The 13,772-nt window shown below is 45.0% G+C and carries 16 protein-coding genes; 4 read left to right on the forward strand and 12 right to left on the reverse strand.

Annotated features, from left to right (window positions below; translation table 11 throughout):
* Positions 1-59 precede the first annotated feature (59 nt).
* On the forward strand, positions 60-884 hold the full coding sequence (locus tag OCU21_RS04335; protein ID WP_261806261.1) for a helix-turn-helix domain-containing protein: 825 nt from the start codon (positions 60-62) through the stop codon (positions 882-884).
* A 111-nt stretch (positions 885-995) separates the two neighbouring features.
* Positions 996-1,472 (forward strand): SRPBCC family protein, encoded by a 477-nt coding sequence (locus tag OCU21_RS04340; RefSeq protein WP_261806262.1) that lies wholly within the window; start codon positions 996-998, stop codon positions 1,470-1,472.
* Positions 1,473-2,595: 1,123 nt separating this feature from the next.
* Here the strand turns inward: OCU21_RS04340 and OCU21_RS04345 are convergent.
* From OCU21_RS04345 to OCU21_RS04400, 12 genes are all read right to left on the reverse strand, one after another.
* A complete protein-coding gene (locus OCU21_RS04345) occupies positions 2,596-3,048 on the reverse strand; it encodes a GNAT family N-acetyltransferase (RefSeq protein ID WP_261806263.1) in 453 nt (150 codons plus the stop codon).
* Between the two features lie 99 nt (positions 3,049-3,147).
* Positions 3,148-3,930, reverse strand: a complete 783-nt coding sequence (locus OCU21_RS04350) for a metallophosphoesterase (RefSeq protein WP_261806264.1) — start codon at positions 3,928-3,930, stop codon at positions 3,148-3,150.
* Positions 3,931-4,052: 122 nt separating this feature from the next.
* Positions 4,053-4,598 (reverse strand): ClbS/DfsB family four-helix bundle protein, encoded by a 546-nt coding sequence (locus tag OCU21_RS04355; RefSeq protein ID WP_261806265.1) that lies wholly within the window; start codon positions 4,596-4,598, stop codon positions 4,053-4,055.
* Between the two features lie 146 nt (positions 4,599-4,744).
* Positions 4,745-5,917, reverse strand: a complete 1,173-nt coding sequence (locus OCU21_RS04360; RefSeq protein WP_261806266.1) for a hypothetical protein — start codon at positions 5,915-5,917, stop codon at positions 4,745-4,747.
* Positions 5,918-6,622: 705 nt separating this feature from the next.
* Positions 6,623-7,300, reverse strand: a complete 678-nt coding sequence (locus OCU21_RS04365; protein WP_261806267.1) for a hypothetical protein — start codon at positions 7,298-7,300, stop codon at positions 6,623-6,625.
* A 67-nt stretch (positions 7,301-7,367) separates the two neighbouring features.
* Positions 7,368-7,922: a putative immunity protein gene (locus tag OCU21_RS04370; protein WP_261806268.1), complete on the reverse strand. Its 555-nt coding sequence runs from the start codon at positions 7,920-7,922 to the stop codon at positions 7,368-7,370.
* A gap of 138 nt (positions 7,923-8,060) precedes the next feature.
* Positions 8,061-8,540 carry a hypothetical protein gene (locus OCU21_RS04375; RefSeq protein ID WP_261806269.1) on the reverse strand — a complete coding sequence of 160 codons (480 nt, stop codon included), beginning with the start codon at positions 8,538-8,540 and terminating at the stop codon, positions 8,061-8,063.
* Between the two features lie 157 nt (positions 8,541-8,697).
* Entirely contained in the window at positions 8,698-9,462 is a 765-nt protein-coding gene (locus tag OCU21_RS04380) for an HI_0787 family protein (RefSeq protein ID WP_261806270.1), read from the reverse strand.
* Between the two features lie 15 nt (positions 9,463-9,477).
* Positions 9,478-9,888, reverse strand: a complete 411-nt coding sequence (locus OCU21_RS04385) for a DUF6508 domain-containing protein (RefSeq protein ID WP_261806271.1) — start codon at positions 9,886-9,888, stop codon at positions 9,478-9,480.
* Complete coding sequence (locus tag OCU21_RS04390) at positions 9,881-10,120, reverse strand: helix-turn-helix domain-containing protein (protein ID WP_261806272.1); 240 nt, start codon at positions 10,118-10,120, stop codon at positions 9,881-9,883. The genes OCU21_RS04385 and OCU21_RS04390 overlap by 8 nt, the downstream gene beginning before the upstream one ends.
* A 527-nt stretch (positions 10,121-10,647) precedes the next feature.
* Positions 10,648-11,658 (reverse strand): NADP-dependent oxidoreductase, encoded by a 1,011-nt coding sequence (locus OCU21_RS04395; protein ID WP_261806273.1) that lies wholly within the window; start codon positions 11,656-11,658, stop codon positions 10,648-10,650.
* Positions 11,659-11,755: 97 nt separating this feature from the next.
* The gene (locus tag OCU21_RS04400; RefSeq protein ID WP_261806274.1) at positions 11,756-12,184 is read right to left on the reverse strand and encodes an Rrf2 family transcriptional regulator; all 429 of its coding nucleotides are present in this window, start codon (positions 12,182-12,184) and stop codon (positions 11,756-11,758) included.
* Positions 12,185-12,555: 371 nt separating this feature from the next.
* On the opposite strand from OCU21_RS04400, the gene OCU21_RS04405 reads away from it, so the two are divergent.
* Together OCU21_RS04405 and OCU21_RS04410 are read left to right on the forward strand one after the other, a co-directional pair.
* Positions 12,556-12,867 carry a helix-turn-helix domain-containing protein gene (locus tag OCU21_RS04405; RefSeq protein WP_261806275.1) on the forward strand — a complete coding sequence of 104 codons (312 nt, stop codon included), beginning with the start codon at positions 12,556-12,558 and terminating at the stop codon, positions 12,865-12,867.
* Positions 12,864-13,757 carry an IS3 family transposase gene (locus OCU21_RS04410; RefSeq protein WP_261806276.1) on the forward strand — a complete coding sequence of 298 codons (894 nt, stop codon included), beginning with the start codon at positions 12,864-12,866 and terminating at the stop codon, positions 13,755-13,757. Before OCU21_RS04405 ends, OCU21_RS04410 begins: the two co-directional genes overlap by 4 nt.
* Positions 13,758-13,772 lie beyond the last annotated feature (15 nt).

The raw sequence follows: 13,772 nt of genomic DNA on the forward strand, positions 1-13,772 counted from the left end.
TAATGCTCAGGAGCTGTTCAGGTCGGTTCACACTCTCTAGTAATAAAGGGGGTAACTTAATGGCGGTAACGATCGGTAGTCTTTTGAAACGGCGGCGTCAGGAACTTAAACTGACACAAACTCAACTCTGCGCCGGGATCTGTTCCCAATCCATGCTTTCGGCGATCGAACACGACCAATATATTCCTAATGCCCAACTATTGATCGCCTTGAGTCATCGTCTGGCGCTGACGCTGGACACTTTTAGTCTGGCAACCAACTATGCGGTCAGCGGCCAGCCGAGCTTCAATGCCCAGACGATCGCGCTATGCAACCAACATCGCTATCAAGAATTGTTGGCGCTGCTTTTACGAGCCGATGTGATCGCTTCGATCAGTACAACTGCCCAAACTCAATCCTATTACTATTATCTGGCGGTGGCGCAACTGCAAGCGGTGCCACAACCTGATTTGGCAAAAGTTCAAGGCTCACTCCGGCTCTCTTTGGCTAGCGCAACAACAGCGCAACCTGCATTAACGCGGTTGGCCAAGGTGACTTACGCCTGTCTCACAGCCAAATCGGGCCAAACTCAGGGAGTCATGACCCAGGTCGATCAGGCGCTGGCCGATATTGAAAGCGCCCCTTTTGATGAAAATCTCAATATCGTTTTTTATTTGGCCGCCCTGACCAACTATTATCTAGACAAACCACGGGCTGGGCTCAAGCAATTAACGCAGGGGATCGATTTCATCACCGCCCACGATTCTCACTATCTCTTGGCCAACTGCTATTATTTGCGGGCCTTGCTCACAGAATCCGCCGGGACCGCCCCAGAGAAAAAACAGGCGCACGACCACGCCACTTTTCTTGCCGAGCTTTTCCACGAAAAAGTTTACAAATTTTAGTCTAATGGAGTTCTCGCCGATGAAGTCCTAATCGATATCAGTATTCTGATTAGGCGATCAGCACGATCACAAGTATGCTGAAGTCATTCTTTAGAAGGAGCGTGACTCATCATGCAAAATTTTTTCGACAACACCATGACTATTCAGGCGGAGGCGGCGACGATCGGCGCGATCTTATTGGATCCCAGTCGCTTGATCCGGTGGAATCCGGCGATCCAATCGATCCAACCGATTCAATCGAACAAATCAAGCCACCCAAATCAACCGACGGGAAGCACTCGACGCTATCAAATCGGGCGCGACCGCGAGGCGATCAATCAGTCTGAAGAACTAACGATCAGCCAAAACACGGATCTGATCACCTATTCGATTCAAGGCGAACGGCTAGCCTACCGCGTGCAATTCAAACTGATCGACAATGGCCCCAGTACCATTGTTGCGGAAACGGTGATGATTGATACCGAGGCACTTCCCGGTGTCCCGCTGACCTTGTTGCGACCGATCACCAAGCACGCTTTTCTGACCAATCTCCGCGCGCTAGCCGCGTTGGCAGAGTATGAACCACCCCGGGTAGCTCCTAATCATTAGCCTAGCCATTGCTTTGAAAAATAGCTTGGCCACAGCTTGCGCTACGAGATTCGGGGTGAGCTCGCTGTGGGCATCACTTTGAGCTTTTCGGAAGGACGCCGAAAATCTCAAAGCTGAGCCTTGTCCTAAACGGCAAAGCCGCCAAGGACAATTTCACGACGATCTCACCCCGAATCTCTCCGCTCCACCTGCTCCGTCGTACTTTCCAGATTGAGCGATCACGCCCAATTCGGAAGCGATGTCTCAATGATGTGGTTCACCGCAATTGACGACCGCGATTAGTGATTATAATTTCTCGTGTGGGTGACACCGGAACAGTTTGCCGGATGTACTAGGGCAACCCCGATCACAACCCAAAATTTGTCGCGACAGATTCGCATAACCAGTTTGTCTGAACTGGATTGTTCTGCTTGGCTAAGGGTGTCACCGGAGTATCGCAATGGCTGGCACGGGCTCGATCATAATAGCGCAGGTTTTCGTTTGACCGCTAGCCCACCAAAGTACTTCATCAAAAACTTAACCTCGATTGCAGATCGGCATAATTCTGTTCTGAAATCAGCTGGGGGTGGTGAACACGTTTCAAAAAAGCCCGCGCCATGCGGGCTTTTTTCTTGATCGATCATGATTCTTTCAAAAGATGACCCGCACCGCTGGTTAGTCCTGCTCCTAATCTTTCTCTAAGAAAGGTTGGTTAAAGGAACCGATCTCGATCAAGTTACCTTCTGGATCGGCGATGTAACAGGTGCGCTGACCGAGTCACCAACCTGATTCAGTGAGTGGCGTTATTTTTTGAAACGTGCTCACCAGCGAGAAAAAATTGGAAAACGGTGAGCGACTGAAACGGAGAGAATTGGGGTGAGATCGCCGTGAAATTGGTCTTGGTGGCTTTGCCACTTAGACCAAGGCTCAGTTTTGAGATTCGCGGGTTTTGCGAAGCTCAAAGTGACGCCCACAGCGAGCTCACCCCAATTCTCGCAGTGCAAGTCGCGGGCATGGTCGAAACGTGCTGCGCGCAACTAACTTCTGCGCTTAGCTACAGAATTGGCTCGGAAGCAAAGCCCAGCTTCCAAGCCAATTCTTAGGCTAATGCTCAAAGTCAACCCGTTGCGCTCCGCACTCTGGTTTACAACTGTTTTTGGTAGATTCGGGACTGTTCGCCCCACGGATGATAACCGGCGGCCAAGTAGTGAAAACCATAATGTTCGTAATAGCCGATGTGGTCCGTACACAAATATAACTGCTCGAAACCAGCGCGTCGACAATCTTGTTCGGCGCGCCGGATCAATTTGGCGCTATACCCGTGGCCGCGGTGATCTTCTTCAATGAACAGCGCGCACAGCCAGGGGTACAGATCCATCCGGCTGATGAAATCATTGGGGATCAAGCCGGCGCCGCCAATAATTCGCCCTTGATCCAGCAACAAATACCACTGGGGCAAGGCCGCCGTCGTGGTCAGACAATTAGTGATGCAATCCTGATAGACCATGCGACTGTCCGCATCGGCCCACTTACTTTGAAAATACGCGATCGCGGCCGGCGCGAATTCCGGCCGTTCTCGAACTGAGATCACTTCCATAACGATGCTCCTTAGTTGAATTTGCACCAGCCGATTTTGAAATGGCGATTTTAAAATGCTTGACCATTAAATGATAAGTAAAAATTAGAACCGGTTTTGTTATGACGGAGGAAACAAATCACCATGGGTTTGCTTAGCGGCGAGGACTTCACAAAAATCAGTGGGAATAATTTGAACGTGTCCATCAACCAACAATAACAGATCACCATTGCCGATCGGGCGATGATTCGAAAACAAGCTAAACGTGTCCACATCAATAATCGTCCCGTCAGCACGCTCACGGGTCAGTTGCGTTACCGGGGTGTGGCCGACGATCTGCCGCGGATAATCCGGATTGAAATAACCACTCAGCTCAGTATCAAAATCAGCCCACAATAAGCTGCCCCAGCGCGCCAACCCACCACGACTAAAACCAATGGTGTGATCTAAACGGCTCAAGTCGGACAAATGACTTCGACTGAGCGGTGCAAAATACCAGTGCTCCGGTGCTTCGGTATCAACGAAGCCGGCATGGCTGAGCAGATAACCATCGCTTTTCAGCGCCAGTTGACAACCCAAGTGGAATAGGCCAGCACTGATTTCCCGGCCAACCACAGGATCGGCGCTGGAATAGTGGCTCAGACTCCCAGTCAGGTAAGGAACATCGTGATTGCCCAATAAGCAAACCACCGGCGTTCCTTGCGCACGCAAAGCCGTGACCCAATCCGTCAAAAAGACCAACTCACGCTGATACAGTTTACTATTTTCAGTTTCCGACCACTGATCGAAATAATCGCCTAACAGGACCACCTGATCCACCGCCAAGTCCGTTAATTTCGCCGTCACCAGCGGCAAGATCGTTGAGCCCAACAAATGCAGATCACCAACCACAAGTGTGCGCATGCCATTCTCCCCTTTCGTCAAAGCTAGTTTCTCAGCTTCTCCATTGCGATTGACAATGATGACGGGAAAAACAAGTCACCATTTTACCATTGAATTAACTCGCGAATTATCGGGCAACCGCGTTACGTCGACTTCAGTGCCCGCAACTGCCGTTTGATTTTCTGAGCGGCCCAAGCGTAGTGACTGCTGGTGGCCGAGATGCAATAACTGCCCAGACTGGTGCTGCCAGTCCAATTGAAATACGCCTTCGTGAACAGTGCTTCATTAGAAAAAGTGTTGATCAAGGCCAACACTTCCTGATGACTTTGCCGCAGAGCCGTCTGCACCGCCAGCAAACTAGTCGCTTGATGTTGCCGCCAAAATTCCGTATTCAATCCGCCGTAATTCCGCCACGTATAAGGCGCGGGTAAAAACGGCGTCACCTGAACCCCGCCACGATTGGCCGCGACCCAGTTCAACAGCAACTGATGCCATTCCAGCAAATGCGCCAAAACATCGCGCAAATTACGATCACGTTGCCAATGGGCGGCTTGATCCTTCGCGGTCAGTGGGAAAGTAAAATCCGCCGTCTGCGCGGTCGCTGGTAACTGGGCGATCCACTTTTTCAATTGATCAAATTGGGTCGCCGCGGCCATCAGTAGTTCCGCCTTTGAAGTCGGTCTAGCCATGGTCTACATCCTCCGATATTTTTCCGTATGTCTAATGCCAATTCGATCAATACTTGATCGTGCGAGATAGAAATTTTCGCCATGAGGTTCTTCTCAGTACAAGTCCGTTTCAGAGCAACGCAATTGATCTGCCGGCCAACGCAATCCTAGTCTGGCGGAATTGTTTTACGAATGATCCGTTTGATTTTTTCAACGGGCATTGGCGCATTCGCTAAGCTAAAATATTCGACTGCGATCACTTTAACAGTAGTCTCATGATTATCGGGGCCTGCTGGAACGATAACAAAATCCCCAGCGGCGATTTGTTCATCATCAGTTAGGTAGTAATAACTCTTCCCGCCACCTTTAAACATGACCCGGCAAAAAATCAAATCCGAGGCGCGCCGTTCTGTCTTGTCATAAATCTCCGGGTCTAGCAAGTCACTTTGATCATAAAGCTGAAAAACCTGATTGAGTTCTTCCGCGAAGGTGGGAAAGTCCTCAGGAAGCCCATTTTTATCAAAGCTGCCGCGAAGCACTCGTTGCGGCTTCTTTTCATAATCGATCGTGATGCGATAATCCTTGAACTGGTCGGGAGTTGCATTTCCATTAGCTGCCTGACCTTCCGTATAAGCAAATAAGCCGATCTCCGCAAAATCGTCAAGTAATTTAGCAATTTGATTGGTGAATTCATATTTTCGTGTTATTTTACAACCTGAGCCTTGATCTTGAATACGGGTGATCGTCGCGGTTGGTCGGTCGATGATCAGTTGTTCTGTCTGGTCGTCCGTGAACTTGATTGCAGGGAACTCTGGATCGTGAAGCCAGTTCGCAAACTGGTCGAAGTTAAATTGCCGCACCTTATGATAATCGATCGTGATCCGTTGAATCAGGTCAATTGGCTGCGGTTCGCCAAACGCAATGACATTCGGGAGCTTGATCGTTGTTCGGATCAATTCCGACAAGTTCAGCGTTGGTTCAGCAAAACACTGCCCCAACGAACCACGAAAAGGCTGTGTCAGACCGGCAGCATTCTCCAAGCTCAGTTCCCAAGTTCCCCGGTCTGTTTGCGACACCTCTGGCAACCTCTGCAGAAAAGCGGTTCCGATGGTCACTAATAGTAGTTGCGCAACGAGTGGTTCGTTTTGAATTTTTTTGCGGCGCAGATTCAAACCCGAATGGCTCAACTCTTCAATGAATTCAATGTGTCCCTGAACATCAATCGTCACTTGCTGGATAAGACTTTCATCCATCTCCGCCGGGAAGAATTGCAAATAATTGGAAGTCAGCGTCAACTTGGTCAAGGGCGCCTGGCTAAAAAACTCCTCGAAGATAATCATGACCTCCTTTCGTTGTCTGGTCGCCAAACAAGGCTTATCAACTATTCTTAATATAAAATATCGATATTATCCACATCAGGTCAACACGCTGCTTAGCGATTGCCCAACCAGTGTTCGTCGCGGTTTTCACTATGACACCAAATCTCCGCGATCAACCGCCCTTGAGCACGATTTCCGCGGGTCGTTTCAAACAGCCAGCGCGCGCATTAGTTTAACCCTAGCATAGCAGATTTAGCGTCATTTCTATACGCTAAAACAGCAAAATTTTGCCAGGGCGCACCATTTCCGACCTGCTTGACGGCTGGAGCGATATTGAAACGGCGATCAAGTAGATTGAACGAAAACTGGTAGATTGACCGATCGAACTCTGGATTTCAGGATCTCTGCATGTAATCTTCGGTAACAACCCAGTGTGAATCAACACGGATAGCTCCAGAGCAGTAGCCTAGCAATTGTTTGGAACCGCGCGTTGATTTCGAACAATTACGTCGTTAAGCCACAGGGAGCTATGTCGGTGCACACGTTTCAAATAACGGTTCAGCTCGATCACGGCGGAAATTTTCGCCAGGTCAAGCTGAACCGTTACTGGTTGGTTCTCATATTTTGGTAATGGACTAAGTGATTGCGTCAATGATTACCGGCAGAAGTGATTGCGAGCTCCAGTACCGTTAACTGCAGAAAAACAATTTTAAAACCCAACACGTATTAGGAAATATGCTTATCAACAAGCTTCAACCTATTAAAGTAATCCCATAACTCGCTGGCCTTTGAAGAGTTCGCAATCAGTTTGGCCCGATCATCAATAAACTTGAGTTGTGCTTCTATTGTATCAGACGAAAACTCACGAGGAATGAAATGGCGCACCATAAAATCAGGGAAATCTTGAAAAGCGGAAAAATAAGCACTCTGAGAGGCAATCATTCTTACAACATCATCGCAATACTGCTTCATATAATCACGATGCAACTTCTGTGAGCGACGACCATGAACCATTGGGATCAACCAAAAGTTGGCCAAACAATGTCGCCTTTTACCTTCTATTCTTTCTTTCGTTCCTCCGTGGTAGACGCCTGTGTTCATGGTGTCGCCTGCTAGATTCAGATCAACAAGTTTCCCCTTTGCTCCATTCCGATCTGCTGCCACAAGAACTTTTTTGCCAGCAAGAAGCTCACGATAGAGAATCTCGTAAAAGCCGATTGCTAAATCCGACATATCAGAGTCACCTTCACCATAATAAAACTGACCAGAAATGATACCCTTCGCACCACAATCAGCAATCATGTTGCCCTTTTGAACCTCGACCTGCTCTAACAAAATTTGTCGAACTTGCTCACGTTGCAAAGCACTGATCATTACAATCCCTCTCTTTCCTTCCAGCAACATTACCCAATCCTTGTTTGATCAAATTCTGTGACAAACACCCCACGAAGTTTCCAATTGACATACGCTCTCAGGCGCGAAACCCAGCGTCTAATTGTTGAAATAACTCATCTAGCCGCATCCTTTTGTCAGGTTGCGGGGGGAATTGACGGATAATTGTCCGAACTTCAGGTGGCGCCGCGGTGATCGCGCGCTCAATCAGGTCATCGCCAGCGCCTTGCGCCTGACCCGCCAACTCCAGCGCATAGGCCGCATACACGATTGGGCCAAGGACATGCCGCGCTTGGCGCCAACCTTGATCACCACTGCGAAGATCGGTGTGGGTATAGGGAACCGCCGCCAACGCTGAGACCGCTCTGGTCACATATTTCGCTGGTTCAGTAACCTCCTTCCCGATTTTGAAAACCGCCATGGACACTTGACGCAGCGCCTGACCCCGCTTTTCGCCCTGGACATACTTGGTCGTCACGGCCAACGCTTGCCGCGGTCGGGAATCATCAGGATAATTCGCCTCAAAAATAGGCAGCACTTCAGACACAAAAGCAAGTCCCCAAAATGTTGCCACTCTTAATAGTTGCTGATCCGCGCTGGAATTTGTTAGCTGATCCTGATTTGCTGGTGCCATGGTTTGTCTCCTTTCGCGTTATGAAGCGCTTGGGTACTTTTGGCAAGCCGGAGGATACCATTTCCGCAAGCTGCAATCATGGAGAACTGTTCATGCCAATGAAATCGACGTTGACTGTGATATCCGAAGCAGCTTCATTTACCCGAACGCCACTTTCAGTTCCGCAATCAGGTCAAACGGAAACGACTCTGCGCCTCCATCTGGGATCTCCGCCAGTTTTGCGATTATCTTCTGCGCCAGCGCCTGACCGTTCTGACTGTGATCACGATCAGCGTAGGCGAGACCATTCTCCTGGTCATGTCGGAAATGAACCTGGTCATAGATTTCCAGCCTTGAAATAACGGCAGCAACTTCCAATGAATAATCCAATTCATTCGCCTCGCTGCATACTCCATTTCTACTAATGACCTCATCAAGACGGCCTAAAATTGCTGCACGATTCAAGTCTAGCGGGATGTAGACCCGGACATTATCAGCGCTAGTATCCGGTTGTTGAATTTTTTTGATATCGGATTTCGCCTGGGGTTCATTTGACTGATCGAGCAGCCACGGTTCATTGAGATAGATGGCACTGTTGTCGTTTGGCATTGGCGCTGACATAATTTGATGATGAGTCATTGGTTTGCTCCTTTAACTTGATTCTAAATTTTTCTCTATCAAGAACGTATCAATTCTTTTGGCTGCAGTCATTAGCCTATTCAAGTAAAAACGTAGTTGCAAAGCCATGCTTGGACAGAACTTGGTTGTCATTGAATCGTCTCAAGCTGGTTGATCATCAGCCAGACAGGAGAATTGCTGTTATCTTTAGACATTCACTCTTTTCCCTCGCCGTGAATAATAGGCGATAAAAGTTCTTTTTTGTATCACCGATTGTTACATATTGGATATCTCTAACTAGGGTAACATCACCAGCTTTAAGTCTCGCATCAATATCCAGATTATATATGTGCTTAGCAACTGGATAGATTGAAAAAATGTTAGTGCTATAAAAATCATTAAGCGTAGAAGCCTTTAAAAGAATATCAATGACATCGGTATTTTTCGGGCAGAGTTCAAAAAACAGTTTGTTTAGCGCATCTTCCTGCAAACGATAGTTCTCTAGGTTTTCCCACTTCGCCAGATATAGCTCAACTTGTTCATTTGATGGATTCGGAACTTCAACATCAAATCTCTTCTTACGGGAATGTTCACGTTTTGAAACCTTTTCCTGTTTTATAGCAGATGGTTCTGTTATTTCATCAGAAGCTAAAAACAAGCGAAATTTCCTAAGGTGAGATGTATAACCACTAATAAGTGATTTTACATTGCCTGTCGAGTTCTCAGAAAGAGCCTTTGTTAATGTAATCCTTGCCTCATTTTCAAAATCACTAGAAGTCACTGTATTCCAGAACAACTCCTTGCTGGCTTTCCTCCAAAGATAAAAGGTATCCGTATATGCTGTGTTGGCCGTTACTTGCGATACATTCTGATTATTCAGGAACTCTCTGTATAAGGCACGTAATTCATCATATGGTAAAGCTTTCATTTTATTAATATCCAAAAAATCAAACCTCCTTCACTCTATGTTCCTTAACCTTTCAAGCCACTTCAAAATGCAACCGCTCTTAAAGAAACTTAATAATGTACCTTCGGAAAAACGATCAGCCCTTATAGCACCCATAATCATTGCAAGAACGCATTTTGCATCCAAGTTCGTAACATCAGCATTTTTTATTGATTCAAAATCCCATTCTAATCCGTTGTCTTTTAGGATATCTTTATAACGGGTCATTTCCATATCCTTATTGTCTTCTTCAAAGCTATAAATATCGTCAATGAATTTATCTACCATTTCGGAATAACTCACAAAAGGCATCTTTATCGGATGCTCTGGTGTTCCATCGTTCTCTTTGTCAACAATCCATTCTCCGATACTATCTGACTGGATTAGAGGTATGTATTTTGTCAAAATATCAAATTTACTCATCCTCAACCTCCTTATTACCAGTCTTTATCTCATTACCATCAGGCAATATAAAAGCCTGTTCAAACTTAATCCCAAGCACATCAGCTATAACTTTTAATTCGTCTAAGGACACCGTTTCACGTTTTAATTTCTTACTAAAATTCTGTGGTGTCTGCCCAACACGTCTAGCCAGTTCTGAAACGCTTATATTCATTTGTTCACATAGCTCTTTAATCATTTCAGCCGTAGTCATAAAGCACCTCCAAGGATACACTAATAACGTTATAAACCATTTGGTTGATAAACACAATAGTTATCAGAATTTTGTTATATTTGTACGAGCACAAATAAACCCACAACTCCTCTATAGTCATGGGCTATTTTCGCTTATGTTTATATTTCCATTTCAATGACTGATTTGAAGGCTATGACGAAGTGGTCTTCATAGACTATGGCATTCTCGACTATTTTCCTCACTAGCCTATCGTGATGTTTTAGGGTTCGAAACTTGTTCTTGCGTATAAACCCAATCAAATTCTTGATTCGTTCATTTTCGCCACTTAGAGAAACCTCTTCCACAAGAAAGGTTTGACGATTTTTGCGTAAATCATCAATTTTATCCGCTACGTGTTCATAGTCTTTTCCTTTATTCACAAGGCTAGTTAATTCATATTGATTTTCTTCAAGTAAGGAAATTTTAAAATTGCGTTTTTCTAAATCACGGTAAGCGATTTCTGTCCCTCAACAGTAATTAATTAGTTTTTTGTTTTTAGTATGTCATTATTTCTCTTCTTCAAAACTGATAACGGTTTTCCCTCTTGAACGACCATTGGCAACTTTGTATAGCGCTTCATTGATTTGATCAAAGGAGTAGACGGCGTCAATAGATGGTTTGATTTGAAGTTCTGTAAATAAATCTGCAATCTCTTGGAGTTGTCGACCATTCGATTCAACAAAAATAAAGTCATAAGTCACACCATATTTATTTGCCAATTTATCAAATTTACGTCCAACAATTCCAAAAAGAATCTGTTTCCATTTTGGTAGATTCATTCGTTTTGCAAAAACACCATTTGGCATACCACGAAGAGAGACAAGCCGACCACCTTTTTTAAGGATGCTCATTTGTTTCTCCGTCTCTAAACCACCGAGTGTATCAAGAACGTAATCAACTTGACGCAACGTTTGGGTATAGTCTTCCGTTTTGTAATCAATAAATCGATCTGCACCAAGTCCTATAACACGCTCTTTATTTGAGCCGTCGCCATTCGTAATGACTGTCAGACCCTTTGCTTTTGCAATCGGAATTGCCATAGCTCCAACACCACCCGTACCACCCGAAATAAAGAGGGTTTTTCCACTTTCAGCCCCCATCAGTTCAAGTGCTTGAGTGATTGTCAGAGCCGTTAGAGGAACAGCCGCTGCTTCGGTATCGGACAAGTAAGATGGAACATAGGCAATCGCTTCACTATCAACACAAACATATTCGGCAAAAGCCCCAATACGATTCAAGGGAAGTCGAGAAAATATACGGTCTCCCTTTTTAAAACCCGAAACCTGATTTCCAACACTTTCAACGGTACCAACAACTTCATTACCCGCAATAATCGGAAGTTTATAAGGTGTAATGAGCTTCACTTCACCACGTGAGATCATGTTGTCAAGAGGATTAACCCCTACTGCTGAAACCTTTATCAAGACATCGTTAGCACTAACCTCTGGTTTTGGCGCATCTGTTAATTTTAGTTTAATATTGCTTTTATTATATTCTGTTAATTGTGCTGTTTTCATATATATATACATCCTCCTTCTCAATCAATATTTTTTTATTTGCATGGCATATAAATACATGTTCGTTCTAGAATTAATAATTTAGATTTTTAGTTAGTCAACGTGCTATTTTGGCTTGTTGGTAAAGAGTAGCGATGACATCTTCCAGCGTCTGACTAGACATCTCCTTTGCAAGATGAATCTCAACTTCCAAGAAAATAAGTTTCAAAGTATTTTCAATATATTTACCTACAGGGCAGCTTTCATTGGGATTTTGATGAATTTGAAAAAGGTTAACGCGATCAATTTCCTGAGTAGCATAGTAAATGTCCAACAGACTAATTTGATTTGGAGCTTTGGTTAGCTTATAGCCACTTTTCCCCTGATATGAGCAAATTAACTCTGATTTCTTTAAAAGTCCAATAACCTTACGAATGTAGCTTGCATTTGTTCCAACACTTATTGCTAGAGCTTGTGAAGTCAGACTTTTCTCACTCTCTGTAATCATAACCAAAATATGAATAGCAACTGAAAATTTAGTATCCATAATAACTCCCTCACTAAACGTATAAGAGGATTTTAAACAATTAATCCTCAAACTTGTATTTGTGCTTGTATCTGTACCCGATACAAGTATATCATTTGAAATAATTTTGTCAATATCAACTGAAGCCCAGTGTGTCAAGAGTTGATTCAATTATTTCAACAAACATGTAATTGGAGCATAGGACATAACCTTATATCACGCTTCAACATCCTTAGATTTAAAAGGGATTCAGCTGTAAATTAGTGCTACTCATCTTCCTCAGTAACATCAATTCCCCCACATAATAGATCGAGAAATATTAGTATGTTTTTATCATTAGAACAAAACCCACAACTGCACTATAAGAGTCATCCAGAAAGCAGGTCTCCAATATGCGTAGGAAGACGACCTTTGAAGAACGAATTGAAGTAGTTGAGTATGTGGTGAAACACAAGCATTCATACACTGAGGCTGCAGAACATTTTCAAGTTTCATATCAGCAAGCACGTTCTTGGGTGCTTAAGGCTAAGAACGGCGGCTATGAAGGCCTCGTTGATAATCGTGGTCATCACAAACCCGAATCAGAACTGACCGATCTTGATAAAGCGAACCTTCGCATTCGTCAACTAGAAGCTGAGCTTAAAGACAAAGAATTGGTGGAACAATTCGTAAAAAAATTTCTGGAACTTCAGCACAAGGGGTGAACAAACAACATCGAGCGGCTTACGTCGCAATCAAAGAGGTCAGTCAAGGCAAGCACGGTGCACTCACCAAGCTATTAGCTGTTGTCGGTGTAAGCCGGCAGGCTTACTACAAAGGCTTAAAACGAAAAGAAACTGCTTGGGAAGCCCGTGATCGTCAACTCAAGGAACGAATCCAATACTGGTTTGACTTCCATCATCAAGGGATCGGTGCCGGGAATCTCTTAGTAAATCTTCAACATGACGAGTCGATCACCTTTGAAGTTACTCATAAAATGGTTCGCCGAGTGATGCGGGAGCTTGGATTGAGATGTCAAATTCGAGTCAAGAAACACAGTCGTCAAAAAGCAAATGAGCAATATATTCAAGACAATGTCTTGAACCAGAATTTCGAAACAGATGCACCAAACAAGGTTTGGTTGTCAGATTCCACTGAATTGAGATTTGGCCCGAACGGTGAATACAAGATTCGGCTAAGTGGTGTTCTTGATCTCTATGGACGTCTTCTCTTGTCACATCATCTCAGCATTACCGAAACCTCAGCTGCGGAGATAGAAGTATTTCAACATGCATTTGATCGTGTCGGAGACGTTCATCCACTGATTCATACAGATCGCGGATCAGCGTATACATCTGGTGCCTTCAACAACTTCCTTGGGCGTCACGACGTGACTCGCAGCATGTCCCGTCCAGGCACACCATACGATAATGCGCCAATAGAACGTTGGTGGAATGAGTTTAAATTGCGTTGGATGGCTCGTCATCCGAGGTCGAAAACCCGAGAAGAACTCGATAGGCTAGTTGAAGAAGGGGTTGAATACTTCAATCACCACAATCGTTCTGCACAAAGAAACGGCCTCACTCCAGATGAATACTGGAATGAAGCCGCTTAGAGACAGACTCAACTT

Source organism: Lapidilactobacillus luobeiensis, from assembly GCF_024345205.1.
GTDB lineage: Bacteria > Bacillota > Bacilli > Lactobacillales > Lactobacillaceae > Lapidilactobacillus > Lapidilactobacillus luobeiensis.